This is a genomic window from Chromobacterium sp. (assembly GCF_041912965.1).
Taxonomy (GTDB): Bacteria; Pseudomonadota; Gammaproteobacteria; order Burkholderiales; family Chromobacteriaceae; genus Chromobacterium; species Chromobacterium aquaticum.
This window is the reverse complement of the sequence record NZ_JAYSGF010000067.1, coordinates 1-14,649: the sequence shown is the minus strand read 5'-3', so window position 1 is coordinate 14,649 and position 14,649 is coordinate 1. Positions and strand designations below refer to the sequence as shown.

Below are 14,649 nucleotides of genomic sequence, written 5' to 3'. Positions count from 1 at the left end.
TCTCTTCACTAGCCCATTATCGCTTACAAAAAGATCGTAAACAGGTTCTAAGAAGGTGTTTACAATCTCGCGAGCTAAGGCGAGACAAGGCGTTGCGGCTGAGAAAGCGGTATGTACGGTTGGTACATGAGCATTTCGAAGCGGTTTTCAACGCCCTTGTCTAACTATTCCGCCGACGCGTAGCAGATCGTAAACAGGTTCTTAGAAACCCGAGAGCACGATCTTGCCCTTGGCGCGGTTGCTCTCCAGCAAGGCGTGGGCGCGTTTCAGATTGGCGGCGTCGATGCGGCCGAAGCGCTCCGCCACCGTGCTGCGCACCAGGCCGGCGTCCACCAGCTCGGCCAGTCGGTTCAGCAGGCGGTGCTGCTCGATCTGATCATCGGTGCCGAACAAGGAACGGGTGTACATGAACTCCCAGTGCAGCGACACGCTCTTGCGCTTCAGCTCGCGCACGTCCAGGGCCGCCGGGTCATCGATCAGCGCCAGCTTGCCCTGCGGCGCGATGGCGGCGGCGATCTGCTTGAAGTGGGCTTCGGTCTGATTCAGGCTGGCCACGTAATCGACGCTGGGGTAGCCGATGCGCTTGAGCTCCTCGCTCAGCGGGAGGCGGTGGTCGATCACATGATGAGCGCCCAGCTCCTTGACCCAGGCCTGGGTTTCCGGCCGCGAGGCGGTGCCGATCACGGTCAGGCCGGTCAACTGGCGCGCCAGCTGCACCAGGATGGAACCGACGCCGCCGGCCGCGCCCACCACCAGCAGGCTCTGGCCGCTGGGCGCATGGTTGTCCAGCACCCGCAGCCGGTCGAACAGCAGCTCCCAGGCGGTGATGGCGGTCAGCGGCAGGGCGGCGGCCTGCTCGAAATCCAGGCTGTGCGGCATGCGGCCGACGATGCGCTCGTCCACCGCGTGCAATTCGCTATTGGCGCCGGGGCGGTGCAGCGCGCCGGCGTACCACACCTTGTCGCCGGGCTGGAACAGGCTGACCTTGCCGCCCACCGCGCGCACCACGCCGGCGGCGTCCCAGCCCAGCACCTTGGCCTGGCCGGCTTCCGGCGCCGCGCCGGCGCGCACCTTGGTGTCCACCGGGTTCACCGAAATGGCTTTGACCTCCACCAGCAGGTCATGCTCGCCGATGGCGGGCTCGGGCAATTGCACATCCAGCAAGGACTCCGGGTGCTCGATCGGCAGGTTCTGGTAATAGGCGATGGCTTTCATCTTGGCAGGCTCCATTAGGGTGGCGGGCTGATAGGGCCCGGTTTTGATGGTGCCCATGCTATTCCTGTTCGCTGTAGCGAAAAGCCAGCTAGAATTCGATTCAGTTTCAAAAATATTTTGAGAATCATGGTCAGAATCGAGGATGTGCAAGTCTTCATCCACGCCGCCGACAACGGCAGCCTGTCCGCCGCCGCGCGGCAGCTGGATCTGAGCCCGGCGGTGGCCAGCGCGGCGCTGAAGCGGCTGGAGCAGACGCTGGGCGCGCAATTGCTGGCGCGCTCCACCCGCAGCCTGCGGCTGACCCTGGCCGGGGAGCGTTATCTGGTTCATGCGCGCGCCGCGCTGGAGGCCTTGCAGGCCGGCGGCCAGGCCCTGGCGCAGCAACGGCAGGCGCTGAGTGGCGAATTGTCGTTGTCGATGCCGTCGGATCTGGGCCGCAGCCGGCTGCGCGGCTGGCTGGACGCTTTCCTGGAGCGACACGCCGGCCTGAGCCTGCAATTGCGGATCAGCGACCGGGTGGCGGACTTGTACCGGCAGCCGGTGGACGTGGCCCTGCGCTACGGCGTGCCGGAAGACTCCAGCCTGGTGGCGCTGCCGCTGGCGCCGGACAACCGGCGGGTGTTGTGCGCATCGCCGGACTATCTGGCGCGTCACGGCCGGCCGACATCGCCGCAGGAACTGCGCCGCCATCAATGCCTGCGGCTGGTATTGGGCGCGGCCTTGCATGAGCGCTGGAGTTTCAGCCAGGGCCCGCTGCGCGAGCAGGTGACGGTGAACGGCCGCCGCCAGAGCGACGATGGCGAGGTGGTGCGGCGCTGGGCGCTGGACGGGCTGGGCATCGCCTATAAATCGCGTTTGGACGTGTTGGATGATCTGCGCGCCGGCCGTTTGCTGTCGCTGTTGGAGGATTGGCAGACCGAGGCGACGCCGCTGTATCTGGTGACGCCGCATCGGCTGATGTTGTCGCCGGCGGTGGTGGCCTTGCGGGAGTATTTGCAGGCGTGTCTGCAGGATTATCTGGCGGCGCCGTGAGGGAAGGCGCTGCCCCCACGGCGCGGCGAACCCGGTGTGCTAGCTATTGCGCAAGCGGATGCGGCGGAAACGCGCCTCCAGGCTGAAGCGCTGTTCCTGTGCCAGGTAAAGCTGGTGTTGGCTATCCACATGGCGATAGACCCGGACCCGGTCGGCGCCCAGCAGCATCATGATTTCCAGATAGTTGAAGAATCCCATCCACTGACCGCGGCCATCGCGGTCGTCAAAGTCGATGTCGCGCGCGACGCGGCTGAGCAGGCCTTTGCCGACGTATGCGCGGTTGTCCTTCAGCCATTGCAGCAGGTGGGCCGCGCATTCGCGGCCGTAGGCGTGGTCGGTGGGCGCATGCTTGCTGGGGGCGGGCATGTGCCAGTAATGCGCATAGGTGCGGCCGGGGCAGAGGTGGACGAAGGGAAGTAGGGTTTCCTGTTGTTCCAGGGTGTTCAGTTTGTAGCGACGACGAGGGGGGAAGGTTTGAGCGTGTTGCATGGTGTTTCTCCTGCTGTGACACAAGATAAACCACCTGCCGGGTGAGGCTGAGGTATTGGCAGGCGCGTGAGCGGATTGGCGTACCGGGCTAGCATTAAACCGGCGAGTGCATGGCACTCTCCTCCCACGCACCTGCCGAATGGCACTGCCATGGCAAAGCAGCCCACGCAGCACGCTGCGTAGGCCTGGGGGTAATGCTAGCGACGGGACGCCAATCCCGTGTGCCGCTTGTTTTGGCGGCAACGTGGGGATTGTTCCTGAGGGGACGCTTGGGGTCAAGGTGGGGTGGTTGCTTTGCTTGAGCGTGACTTACTTGTTGAGTGATCTGGTTTTGAATCCGCTGCGCGGATATTGATTTAGGGCCGGTTCCGCCCGGCGAACGGGGAGGGGGCGGGCCGCCGCCCCCTTCCAGCCCCCCTCGTCCCCCAGGACGCGAAACCCCGAAGAAAAAGAGGTCTGCAAGGCGCGGCTGAACTCGCGATTTGCTAGCGTCAAATCGCTCAAACAAAGCAGCCGCTTAAAACCTTGCAGACCTCTTTTTCTCCGGCGCGCCCCGAGGGGGCACCTGGTCGCTACACGAGGTGGTCTGTTCTCTTAAAAAAGATCAATGACTTGGCTAAGTGGCTCCCTTTTGGGGGTAACTAGCCAATTTCACCCGATCTGTGGATATCTCCAAAGAGCCAAGAAGAAACCATGTTTGCGATGAGCCCCTAGTCCTTTTAGGCCTGCCGTCGGGTGATAAGCCTGAGGCTTTAGCTACGCAGAAACTTCGCTTCGCTCGTGCCTGTTCGAGTAGCGCGACGTTAGCGCGTCATCACTGAGCGAATCAAAGATTCGCACGTAGATAGTTCAGCCGCACCTCGGGTTTGAGATGGAGCCGAGCGGGCAGCCACAGGTTAGGCTTGCAGGTACTTGGGGCACGCCACATACGTGGTTTCTTTTGGTAAACAGGGCTTATCCACAGGCAATGGCAATGGAGTCAAGTTATCCACAAGATAACTCACTCCGCTAAACCACTCTTCTTTTCCAAAAAAATAGACCACCTCGTGTAGCGCCCAAGTGTCCCCTCGGGGCGCGCCGGAGAAAAAGGGGTCTGCAAGGTTTTAAGCGGCTGCTTTGTTTGAGCGATTTGACGCTAGCAAATCGCGAGTTCAGCCGCGCCTTGCAGACCTCTTTTTCTTCGGGGTTTCGCGTCCTGGGGGACGAGGGGGGCTGGAAGGGGGCGGCGGTCCGCCCCCTCCCCGTTCGCCGGGCGGAACCGGCCCTAAATCAATATCCGCGTAGCGGATTCAACAGATTAATCATTAAAAAACGCTGCACCTGCCATATTCGGCTCAGCTAAGCGTTCACAGTCCTCCACTCAGCCGCCAGCGGTACGCGCCTGCCAGGCCGGATCACTGGCGAACCGCTCCACCAGAAAATCCAGCATCGCCCGCAAGGTGGCCGGCATCTGCCGACGCGAAGCGTAAATACCGTAAATGCCCAACTCCTGCGGCTGATACTCCGGCAACAAAGCCACCAACTGACCGCTGGCGATCAGCGGCGCGGCGGAATACAAGGGCTGCAAGGCGATGCCCGCGCCGGCCGCGGTGGCGGACAACAACACCATGGATTCATTGGCGCTCAGATTGCCGCTGACCGGCACCGCCAACTGCTCGCCGTGACGCTGAAAGCGCCACAAGCTCTTGCCGAAATAGGAATAGGTCAGACAGTTGTGCAGCGACAAATCCTCCAGCCGCTTGGGCGCGCCGTGGGCGGCCAGGTAGGCGGGGGCGGCGCAGATCACCGACGCGCAGCTGGCCAGCGGCCGCGCGATCAGATTGGGGTCCAGCGCATTGGTGATGCGGATGGCCAGGTCGATTCTTTCTTCCACCAGATTGACCGCGCGGTTGCTGATCTGCAGATCGATGGCGGTTTGCGGGTAGCGGCGCAGAAACTCGGTCATCGCCGCCGCCAGCGCGTCCTGCGCCAGCGATTGCGCGCAGCTGATGCGCAGCAGGCCCTGCGGCTGGCCGGGGTCGGCGCTGTTGGCCGCCGGCATCTGCCCGGCGATTTCCAGCATCTGCCGGCAACGCGCCAGCGTTTCCTCGCCGGCCGGGGTCAGGCTCAGCCGCCGCGTGGTGCGATGCAGTAGCCGGGTGCCGGCCCATTCTTCCATTTCCGCCAGGTAACGGGTCACCATCGCCCGCGACATGTCCAGTGTGTCCGCCGCCGCGACCAGGCTACCGCGCTCGGTGATGGTCACAAACACTTGCGCCGCGGTGATCCTATCCATGATTTGCTCGATTTATGCAACTAACCATTGCTTATTATCCGGTTTTTGATTCGAAAATAGCAATCTATGATTCACATCAGGCTTGCTACCAAGCCGACCGATCCCAAACACTCAAATGGAAACCATCATGATTCAACACCGCATCTCCGGCAGCTTTGTAGCAGGCGCCCTGTTGTTGTCCGCCACCTTCGCCCAAGCCGAGGCTTTGAAAGTCGACGTTTACAACCCCGGCGCCAAGAGCCTGTTCCCGGTGTCCTCGGAGCTGGTCACCGGCAAGAGCGAGGCCGTGCTGATCGACGCTCAGTTCCAGCGCAACGACGCCGAAGCCCTGGTGGCCAAGGTCAAGGCCAGCGGCAAGAAGCTGACCACGGTGTTCATCTCCCATCCGGACCCGGACTTCTACTTTGGCCTGGACGTGATCAAGGCCGCTTTCCCGGACGTCAAGGTGCTGGCCACCGCCGCCACCATTGAAGCGATCAAGGCCAGCAAGGACGGCAAGATGGCTTACTGGGGCCCGATCCTGAAGGATAACGCACCCAAGACCGTGATCGTGCCGGAACCCATCCAGGGCGACACCCTGAAAGTGGATGGCCAGAAGCTGCAGGTCATGGGTCTGAAAGGCCCGACCCCGGACCGCACTTATATCTGGGCGCCGTCGATCAAGACCGCGATGGGCGGCGTGCTGACCTACGGCAATATGCATGTCTGGACCGCGGACACCCAAACCCCGAAAGACCGCGCCGACTGGCAGAAGTCCTTGAAGAACCTGCAAGCGCTGAAGCCCAAGGTCGTGGTGCCTGGCCATTTCCTGAACAACGCGCCGCATACCCTGGCTTCGGTGAAGTTCACCAGCGACTACCTGAAGACGCTGGAAGCGGAACTGCCCAAGGCCAAGAATTCGGCCGAGCTGGTGACGGCGATGAAGCAGCGTTATCCGAAGCTGGACGGCGTGTCCGATCTGGAGCTGAGCGCCAAGGTGTTGAAGGGCGAGATGAAGTGGCCGCAATAAGGCTCTGAGGGCAGCCAGCGAAAGTCCTGATGCCGCGCGGGGCCGACTTGCCGTACTCCATGTGCTGCCGGCGTCGGCGCGCCTTGGCTCAGGATTCGTTTGCCGCCCTTGATGCTTGCTACGTCTGATGATTTGAATGTATGGCCGCCCGCGTCGCGGGCGGCGCAAGAAAGGAAACCGCTATGTCCGCTGCGACTTTGCACTATATTTTTGATCCGCTGTGCGGCTGGTGCTACGGCGCCGCGCCCTTGCTGGAGATTGCGCGCGCCGTGCCGGGCTTGGCGGTGGAATTTCACGGTGGCGGCATGATGGTGGGGGCTAACCGCCGCCAGGTCAGCCCGGAGTGGCGGCAGTTCGTGCTGCCGCACGACCGCCGCATCGCCGAAGTGTCCGGCCAGCCGTTTGGCGCCGCTTATTTCGATGGCCTGCTCAAGGATCATGGCGCGGTGATGGATTCCGCGCCGCCCACCACCGCGATGCTGGCGGCGGAGGAACTGGCCGGCCAGGGCCTGGCGCTGTTGCACCGCATTCAGCGCGCCCATTTCGTCGAAGGCCGCCGCATTGCCGAAACCGAGGTGTTGACCGAGTTGGCCGCCGACATCGGTCTGGACGCGGCAGCGTTCGCCGCGGCTTTCCATCGTTTGGAAGGCGCGGCCACCAACGCTCACTTCCAGGACAGCCGCCGGTTGTTGGCGCAAGTGGGCGGCCAGGGCTTCCCCACGCTGGCGCTGGAGGAAAACGGCCAGCTGACGGTGTTGGACCTGGGCGCCTATCTGGGCCGGCCGGACGCCTGGCGCGCCCGTCTGAGCCAGGCCGCGTCTAGCGCGGCCCCGGCTGCGACGGAGGCCTTGGTCTGCGGGCCGGACAGCTGTGTGTTGCCGCAATGAAGGAAGGGCATGAGCAAACCGATTTTTGGATGGAACACCATGAACGTTAATCACACCCCCGGCCAGGGCCTCCTGAGCAATGTGGACATTGTCCGCGCCACTTATGAAGGCGATTCCGAGGCCAATGGCCGCAATCTCTTGGCCGCGCTGGCGCCGGACGCGGAATGGACCGAAGCCGCCGGCTTCCCCTACGCCGGCACTTATGTCGGCGCGGAATCCATCGTCAAGAACGTGCACGAGCGGCTGGGCCGCGAGTGGGAAGGCTACCGCGCGGCGGTGGACAGCTTCTACGATGCCGGCGATCACGTGATCGCCCAGGGCTTCTATCACGGCGTTTACCGCGCCACCGGCAAGGGCTTCGTCGCTTCTTTCGCCCACATCTACACGCTGCGCGACGGCAAGATCGTCAAGTTCGTGCAGATCGTGGACAGCGCCAAGGTGCTGGAAGCGATGCGGGCCTGAGAACCGGTTCACGATCTGCTGCGCGTCGTGGAGCGTCACACGGTGAGTACCGGCTTCGAAATGCTCATGTACCGTGTGTACACTCCGCTTTCTCAGCCGTTTTCGCCTTGTCTCGCCTTAGCTCGCGAGATCATGAACCGGTTCTGAGAACCAGGTCCGCCAATGAAAAACCGCCAGCCGGCAACGGGTGGCGGTTTTGTTTTGCGCCGGGAAAACTCAGGGGCTGATGGCGAAGAACACGAAGGACGCGAAGATCACCAGGTGGACGATGCCCTGCAGAATGGTGGTGCGGCCCACCGACAAGGACAGCGAGCTGGCCACCAGGGTCAGCACCAGGAAGATGGTTTCCTTGTTTTCCAGGCCCAGGATCAGCGGCTCTCCCATCGCCACGAAGATCATCGCCACGGTGGGAATGGTCAGGCCGATGGAGGCCAAGGCGGAACCCAGCGCCAGGTTGAGGCTGGTCTGCACCCGGTCGGCGCGCGCGGCGTTGGCGGCGGCCAGGCCTTCCGGCAGCAGCACCAGCGCGGCGATGATGATGCCCACCACCGCGGCCGGCGCGCCGGCGGCTTCCACGAAGCCTTCGATCGACGGCGACAGCAGCTTGGCCAGGCTGACCACGCCCACCAGGCAGACCAGCAGCAGCGCCAGGCTGATCATGGTCACTTTGGCGGACGGCGGCGGCGCGTGTTCGTCCTCGCTATGGCTGCCTTCCACCAGGAAGTAGTCGCGGTGGCGTATGGTCTGCACGAAGACGAAGGCGCCGTACAGCACCAGCGACACCACGCCGGTGAAGGCCAGCTGCGAGGAGGACAGCAGCGGGCCGGGTTCGCTGGTGCCGTAGTTGGGCAGCACCAGCGCCAGCACCGAGATGGCGGCCAGCACGGTCAGCGCCGCCTTGGCGCCGCTGAGCTGGAAGTTTTGTTCGCGATGGCGCAAGCCGCCCAGCAGCAGGCAGATGCCGAGGATGCCGTTGCAGGTGATCATGATGGCGGAAAAGATGGTGTCGCGCGCCAGCGCCAGCTTGCTTTCGCCGCCGGCCAGCATGAAGGAGACGATCAGCGCCACTTCAATCACCGTCACCGCCAGCGCCAGGATCAGCGTTCCATAAGGCTCGCCCACTTTGTGGGCCACCACTTCCGCGTGGTGGACGGCGGCGAAGACGGTGCCGGCCAGCAGCACCGCCAGCAGGGCGATGAACCAGGCGGAGGAAGAAAATGAGGACGAGGCCAGGATTGCGCCCCAGGCGACAAGCGGGGCGGCGACGGTCCAGCGGGGAATGGTGGTCAGAGACATTGTTTTCCTTGTTATTGACGGGGTGGAGTCAAGCCGCGGCGTGGTTGCCAACAGACGGGTGTTATCACTATACGAATCGGCCCGCGATCCCGCGACCTCGAAACAAGACAAGGTGTGGGGGCGGCCGGGAGCCGGCGCGGGATGCGAGAGCAAGGAGGCGCGAGCGAGCGCGCGAAGGATATAGACAATGGCAATTGGAACCGGTTCGCCAATGCCTAAAAAAAATGGCCGGAAATCCGGCCATTGTGTCGAGAACGGTATGGATCACGCCGCGGCTGGCGCGCCGGCTTCGCGTTTCAGCCGGCGCAGCGCGCCCCACAGGGCCAGCGCGGCGGCGGTGCCCAGCAAGAAGTTGACCAGCGGCATCGCCAGCCACACGCCGTCCAGCGCCAGCCACAGCGGCAGCAGCCACAAGGCCGGCAGCAGCAGCAGGGTCTTGCCCACGGTCAGCAGCAGCGCCGTCCGCGTCAGCGCCATCGCCTGCAGCGCGAGAATGCCCACGATCACCAGCCCGTCGAAGGGCATGGCCAGCAGGTGCAGGCGCAGCGCGTGGCTGCCGGCGGCGATCAGCGCCTGGTCTTCGCTGTTGTACATGCGCACGATCAGGGTGGGGAACAGCTGCACCACCGCCAGCGCGGTCACGCCCAGCAGCAGGGTCACGCGCAGGCCATAGCGCAGCGCTTCGCGGGTGCGCTCCGGCCGGCCCGCGCCGGTGGAGTGGCTGAGCAGCGGCTGCAGGCCCACCGCCAGTCCATGCACCACCAGGGTGAACAGCGCTTCGCTGTAGCCGGCGGTGGCGTAGGCGGCCACGCTCAGGTCCGTGCCCCAGCGCAGCAGCTGGAAGTTGTGGGCGAACATCAGCAGCGCCAGGTTGAATTCCATCAACAGGCTGGACAGGCCCAGCGCCAGGATGGGGCCGCAGTAGCGCCAGTCCAGCCGCAGATGCGAGAGCCGCAGGCGCAGCCGCGCGTGACGGGTGAAGAAATAGCCGAGTCCGGCCAGCATCACCACCGATTCGGACAGCAGCGTGGCCTGGGCCGAGCCGGCCAGGCCCAGCTTGAACACGCCGACGAACAGGTAGTTGAACACCACGTTGAGCAGTGATCCCACCACCATCAACAGCGTGGCCAGCCGCGGGCGGCCGTCGTTGCGCAGCAGATAGGTGGCCACCATCTGGCCCATGGTGAACAGCGCGCCGCCCAGCATCCATTGCAGGTAGTTGCGCGCCTCGGTCATCACCGCGGGCTGTTGGTCGGCTTGCAGCCATTGCAGCAGGGTGTCCAGATAAGTGAGGCCCAGCAGCGGGATGGCCAGGCTGATCAAGGCCAGCAAGGCCAGCGCGGAAACCAGGGTGCCGCGCGCGGCGGCATAGTCGCCGCCGCCTTGCAGGATGGCGATGCGGGTGGCCGCGCCCATGCTCAGCATGGCGCCCAGGCCCACTTGCAGCATCACCAGCGGATAGGCCAGCGAGATGGCCGCCAGGCCGTGGCTGCCGACGAAGTGGCCGACGAAGATGCCGTCGATGACCACGTAAAGGCCGGTGGCCAGCATGCCGGCCAGGGAGGGAATGGTGTATTGCCAGAACAGTTTGGACACCGGCAACGTGTCCAGATCGCGGTGGTTTGTCGTTGTGTGTGACATGGGTAGTGCCTAAGAAGAGTTTCAAAAGATCGAGGGACGCCAGGCCGGCGCGCCTTGCCTTGAGCGCGCCGAGTGTCGTCCGTTTAATTAATCAATCACGGTTGATTAATTAATCATTTGAGGTAGCATCTGGGGAAAAGTTCAGAGGCGGATATGGCCAGGAAAACCAAGGAAGAATCGCAAAAGACCCGGGACGCGATCCTGGACGGCGCGGAGCGGGTGTTTCTGCGGCAGGGGGTGGCCAACGCCACCATGGCGCAGATCGCCGACGAGGCCGGGGTGTCGCGCGGCGCGGTCTACGGCCATTACGACAACAAGATGGAGGTGTGCCGGGCGATGGTGGACCGCGTGTTCGAACTGGACGCGCTGCGTTTCCCGGCGGAGCAGGCGTCGGCGGGCGACACCCTGGTGGCGGTGGGCATGTATTATCTGCGCCAGTTTCACGAGCCGGGGCCGGCGCAGCGGGTGACGGAGTTTCTGTATCACAAGTGCGAGCGCAACCGGGAGAACCGCGGCATTCTGCGCCGCCGCGAGCTGATGGACCGCGCCACCCTGCATTATGTGCGCCGCCAGCTGCGGCGCGCGATTGCCCAGGGCGAGCTGCCGCCTGAGACCGATGTGCGCATCGCCACCGAATTCCTGGTGCGTTTGTTCGAGGGCATGTACGGCATGCTGGACGGCGGCAAGGCGCCGTTCGCCGATTGCGAGCGCATTCTGCGCGCGGCCTGGTTGAGCGTGGCGACGGTGGCGGCCTGGCGCGCGGGCTAGCGCCGTTGGGACGAGGCGCGCAGCCGCAGCTGGCGCGGGCTGAGGCCCAGCATTTGTCGGCATAGCCGGGTCAGCGCGCTTTGGTCGGAAAAGCCGCAGCTGGCGGCGATGTCGGCCAGCGGCTGGCCGCTGTGCTGGATGGCGTGGCTGGCGGCTTCCATGCGGGTGCGGCGGATGAATTCGCCGACGCTGGCCTGGAATACCCGCTTCATGCGCCGGTCCAGCTGGCCGATGCTGAGGCCGGACAATTCGCACAGTTCTTCCAGCCGCAGCGGGCGATGGTATTGGGTCTGGATGTGATCGACGCAGGCGGCGAAGCGCTCGTCCAGCAGCCGTTCCCGCGTCAGCTCGGTCAGGTCCTTGGAGATGCAGACCAAGCCCATCAGCCGCCCGTCCGGGTGGTGCAGCGATTGTTTGTTGGTCAGGCACCAGCCGGGCGCGCGGTCGTGGTAGACGGTGAGGTCCAGCCGGTTGCGCATGGGCTGGGACTCGGCGAACACTTGCCGGTCCTGATCGCGGTAGCGGTTGGCCATGGCGCTGGGAAACAGCTCATGCGCGGTCATGCCTTCCGCCTGCCATTTGTTGCGCAAGGCGCAGCGGCCGACGCAGCCCTCGCTCAACGCCAGGTAGCGGGATTGCAGGTCCTTGACCGAGAAGACCACATCGGGAAGCGGATCGAACAGCGACGCCATGGAGCGCATGGCGTTGAGGTCGCTGACGATGTAGGGATGAAGAAGCTGCATGGACGCGGCGCTTGTCCTTGAGCGGCGCCGGCGGGCCGGCGGTGGGTTTGTCTATCTAATCAATCTTCCTGTCATTCAATTGGCATTTCTTGAAAATAAAATGCATTACTTTCATGCATTTTGCAAGTCCGCCGCGACGGGAGCCGCGGCGGAAGGCATGGGCGCGTTGGGCCGGTTCAAGGACTGGCGCTTGCGGGTGAACGTTTAGAACCGCGAACAAAACCAAGCAGAGAACCTGATCCAAGGCGCGCCGCCGCTGGCAGTACCCGTGGCACGACAGGGAGGCGCAGCTCAGGATCAGGGGTTTTGTTAACGGGTCTTAATCGTAGCTGGCGCTGACGCTGACATTGGCGAACGCCTGTCGCGCCTGCAGCGTCAGGTAGTACCAGCGGCCGGTCTGCGGCGCGGCGATGCTGACGCTTTCCTCGTTGCCGGCGCCGGCCGAGGCGTAGTCGTAGCTGGCCGGCGTCGGGTAGCGGTCCAGCGCCACGTAGAGATCGACGTCGCCGCTGCCGCCGCTGGTCCACAGCTTGAGGTTGCGCGCGCCGGCCGGCAGCAGGATGGCGGCGTAGGCCGCGCCGGAGGTGGAGGCGGAAAGGCCGCCGATGGCGCAGTTTTTGCCCAGGTAGTTGGGCGAGGTTTCCTTGCACGGCGGCAGGCCGGGCTCGGACGGCAGCGGCGGCTGGCCGGCGGTGGTGGCGCTTTGCGCCCAGCTGGCGAACTCGGCGTCGTAGCGCTTGCCTATCAGGCGCATCTGGTCCATGTAGCCGTTGTAATCGCCGCTGCGGAAGCGGGTGAGGAAACCGTCCACATCGGCGCGGTGGCGCTCCATCATGAAGCGGGTGGCCATATAGCCCCAACGATAGGCGCGGGTCACGTAGTCCGGCATGTCGTAGGTGTTGCCGAAGATCTGGCTCAGCGCGTAGTTGCCGCTGCGGGCGGCGTCTATCGCCGGCTGGTTGCCATTGCCCAGCGACAGGTATTCGGCCAGGCCTTCTATCCACCACACCGTGGGCTGGCGGGTGCTGGCGCCGAAGTCGCCGTACATGTCGAAGCGGCCGTCCAGGTAGTGGATGTATTCGTGCTCCAGGTTCCAGATCTTGAAGGTTGGGCGCAGCCAGGAGGCTTCGTGGGCGATGAAGCGCGCCTGGTTGCCGGCCGCGGCCGGATCGCCTTCCAGATACATGCCGCCGTTGTCGGTGCTGATGCCGTAGATCACCGACGCGTACTTGGCGTAGTTGTTGTAATCGTCGAACACCACCACTTCCAGCGAGGTGTTGTTGTCGTTGGCCACCGGCTGTTTGCGGGTTTGCAGCATCTGGTGGAAGTAGGACTCTTCTTTTTGCAGCAGCGCGCAGGAGTTTTGCAGTTGTTCCTGGCTCATTTCCTGGGCGCGGATGCGGATGCTGGCGCTGCAGGTGTAGCGGTTGACCAGGATGGCGTCGGCGAGCCGGGTTTCGAAGTTGCAAGTGCCGTAGTCGGCGCAGCTGGCGGCGTCGTAATACTTCACCGCTTCGGCGGCGGCCAGCCACAGTTCATTGTCGTTGCCGCTCATGCTGCTGGCGGCCAGGATGGCTTGCGCCTGCGGCTTGATCGCCGGTTTCAGCGCCGGGTATTGCATGAAGCGCAGCCCTTCGCGAGTGGCGTCGCCCAGCTGGAAGGCGCTCTCGGTGCCGAGCAGGGCGGCCTTGTTGGCTTGCGCGAAGCGGGTCAGCGCCGCCGAATAGCTGCCGTCGTTCTGCAGCAGCGGCGCGGCGTTGGCGCGGCCGTGGGCGTAGAAGAACACGGTCAGCGCGCCGGTGAAGCCCTGGCTGGCGGTGGTTTCGCGCAGCGCTTGGGCGGCGTTGGGCTGGGTGGCGTCATTGGTGTAGCGCTGCACGATGGCGCGCATGCTGGGCAGGTAGTAGGCCTCGTCCGCCATATTGGTGATCAGCTTCATCACTTCGCCGGCGGTGGTGGGCGCCTGGGCGTTGGCGGCGAACAGCGCGCTGCCATCGGCCAGCCGCTTGATGCCGGGGCGCAGCACGGTTTGCAGATTGGCGTCCAGCGCCGGCAGGGTGCCGCCGCTGGCCAGGTAGTAGCCGGCGCGCAGATAGAGGGTGAGGTTGACCAGGGCCATGGAGCCGGCGTTGTAGGCGGCTGCTTCCTGGGCGAAGCGTCCGGCGACGGCGTTGAGGTTGGCCGGGCTGTAGAGGGTGGCGGCCAGCTTGCTGTCCAGCGAGAACAGGCCGTAGGTGCAGGTGTAGTCGGGCAGGCCCACCAGGTAGTTGGCCAGCGCCGCGCCGCTGTAGCCGGCCATGACCTTCATGTCCTGGCATTGGGCGGTGGCGGCGTGGGCAATCAATTTGCTTTTGGGCTTGCCGATCACGGTCTTGGCGTCGGGCAGCCGGTAGCGGGATTGCGCGTCGCTTGGCGGACGTTGCTGCCATTGCCGCGGCGGCGGCGCCTGTTTCGGGCGCGCTTGCGCCTGGGCCTGGTGCGGCACTTTCTGCGCTTTGGGCGCGGCCAGCGCCGGCTGCGCGAGCAAGGCGGCGGCGAGGCTCAGGCATAGCGCGGCGAGAGGGAGCTTGGGCATTGTTGTCTCCAGTGGTCAGGGCGAGTCCCTGATGGCGGAGATCATGCCAATGGCAAGGCTGGATTTCTTGGCGAGGCTGCGCGTCGGCGCGCGCAGATTTGCCAAATCCGCAGGCGCGGCGGCGGTGGCCAGGACAGGCGATGGCGCGCGGAGGATTGACGCCGGCGCCGAGGAGCTATATTATGCGCCTCTCTCTGGAGGGGTTCCCGAGCGGTCAAAGGGATCAGACTGTAAATCTGACGGCTCTGCCTTCGAAG

Annotated in this window: 13 protein-coding genes; 6 read left to right on the top strand and 7 right to left on the bottom strand. The window is 64.4% G+C overall.

From position 1 onward, the window contains the following. Nucleotides 1–201: 201 nt before the first annotated feature. On the bottom strand, nucleotides 202–1,215 hold the full coding sequence (locus ACE3QM_RS21845; RefSeq protein ID WP_374424842.1) for a zinc-binding alcohol dehydrogenase family protein: 1,014 nt from the start codon (nucleotides 1,213–1,215) through the stop codon (nucleotides 202–204). A 126-nt stretch (nucleotides 1,216–1,341) separates the two neighbouring features. Between ACE3QM_RS21845 and ACE3QM_RS21840 the strand changes: the two genes are divergently transcribed. After that, the gene (locus tag ACE3QM_RS21840) at nucleotides 1,342–2,247 is read left to right on the top strand and encodes a LysR family transcriptional regulator (protein ID WP_374424840.1); all 906 of its coding nucleotides are present in this window, start codon (nucleotides 1,342–1,344) and stop codon (nucleotides 2,245–2,247) included. 39 nt (nucleotides 2,248–2,286) lie between these two features. Here the strand turns inward: ACE3QM_RS21840 and ACE3QM_RS21835 are convergent, their stop codons facing one another. Continuing rightward, entirely contained in the window at nucleotides 2,287–2,736 is a 450-nt protein-coding gene (locus ACE3QM_RS21835) for a hypothetical protein (protein WP_231460814.1), read from the bottom strand. Between the two features lie 1,360 nt (nucleotides 2,737–4,096). After that, entirely contained in the window at nucleotides 4,097–5,011 is a 915-nt protein-coding gene (locus ACE3QM_RS21830) for a LysR family transcriptional regulator (protein WP_374424838.1), read from the bottom strand. A gap of 127 nt (nucleotides 5,012–5,138) precedes the next feature. Between ACE3QM_RS21830 and ACE3QM_RS21825 the strand changes: the two genes are divergently transcribed. From ACE3QM_RS21825 to ACE3QM_RS21815, 3 genes are all read left to right on the top strand, one after another. Next, on the top strand, nucleotides 5,139–6,020 hold the full coding sequence (locus ACE3QM_RS21825) for an MBL fold metallo-hydrolase (RefSeq protein WP_231460816.1): 882 nt from the start codon (nucleotides 5,139–5,141) through the stop codon (nucleotides 6,018–6,020). A 182-nt stretch (nucleotides 6,021–6,202) separates the two neighbouring features. Continuing rightward, a complete protein-coding gene (locus ACE3QM_RS21820) occupies nucleotides 6,203–6,907 on the top strand; it encodes a DsbA family protein (protein WP_374424836.1) in 705 nt (234 codons plus the stop codon). Nucleotides 6,908–6,946: 39 nt separating this feature from the next. Continuing rightward, nucleotides 6,947–7,369, top strand: a complete 423-nt coding sequence (locus tag ACE3QM_RS21815; RefSeq protein ID WP_374424834.1) for a nuclear transport factor 2 family protein — start codon at nucleotides 6,947–6,949, stop codon at nucleotides 7,367–7,369. 216 nt (nucleotides 7,370–7,585) lie between these two features. Here the strand turns inward: ACE3QM_RS21815 and ACE3QM_RS21810 are convergent, their stop codons facing one another. Then, a complete protein-coding gene (locus tag ACE3QM_RS21810; RefSeq protein ID WP_374424832.1) occupies nucleotides 7,586–8,665 on the bottom strand; it encodes a calcium:proton antiporter in 1,080 nt (359 codons plus the stop codon). Between the two features lie 264 nt (nucleotides 8,666–8,929). Further along, nucleotides 8,930–10,306 (bottom strand): MATE family efflux transporter, encoded by a 1,377-nt coding sequence (locus ACE3QM_RS21805; protein WP_374424831.1) that lies wholly within the window; start codon nucleotides 10,304–10,306, stop codon nucleotides 8,930–8,932. A gap of 153 nt (nucleotides 10,307–10,459) precedes the next feature. On the opposite strand from ACE3QM_RS21805, the gene ACE3QM_RS21800 reads away from it, so the two are divergent. Beyond that, nucleotides 10,460–11,074, top strand: a complete 615-nt coding sequence (locus ACE3QM_RS21800; protein WP_048409344.1) for a TetR family transcriptional regulator — start codon at nucleotides 10,460–10,462, stop codon at nucleotides 11,072–11,074. Here the strand turns inward: ACE3QM_RS21800 and ACE3QM_RS21795 are convergent. Continuing rightward, nucleotides 11,071–11,817 carry an AraC family transcriptional regulator gene (locus tag ACE3QM_RS21795; protein WP_048409345.1) on the bottom strand — a complete coding sequence of 249 codons (747 nt, stop codon included), beginning with the start codon at nucleotides 11,815–11,817 and terminating at the stop codon, nucleotides 11,071–11,073. The two genes, ACE3QM_RS21800 and ACE3QM_RS21795, sit on opposite strands and share 4 nt — an antisense overlap. On the opposite strand from ACE3QM_RS21795, the gene ACE3QM_RS21790 reads away from it, so the two are divergent. Continuing rightward, entirely contained in the window at nucleotides 11,816–12,025 is a 210-nt protein-coding gene (locus tag ACE3QM_RS21790) for a hypothetical protein (RefSeq protein WP_231460822.1), read from the top strand. The two genes, ACE3QM_RS21795 and ACE3QM_RS21790, sit on opposite strands and share 2 nt — an antisense overlap. Nucleotides 12,026–12,136: 111 nt before the next feature. Here ACE3QM_RS21790 and ACE3QM_RS21785 read toward each other — a convergent pair whose 3' ends face one another. Further along, on the bottom strand, nucleotides 12,137–14,392 hold the full coding sequence (locus ACE3QM_RS21785) for a collagenase (RefSeq protein WP_374424829.1): 2,256 nt from the start codon (nucleotides 14,390–14,392) through the stop codon (nucleotides 12,137–12,139). Nucleotides 14,393–14,649 lie beyond the last annotated feature (257 nt).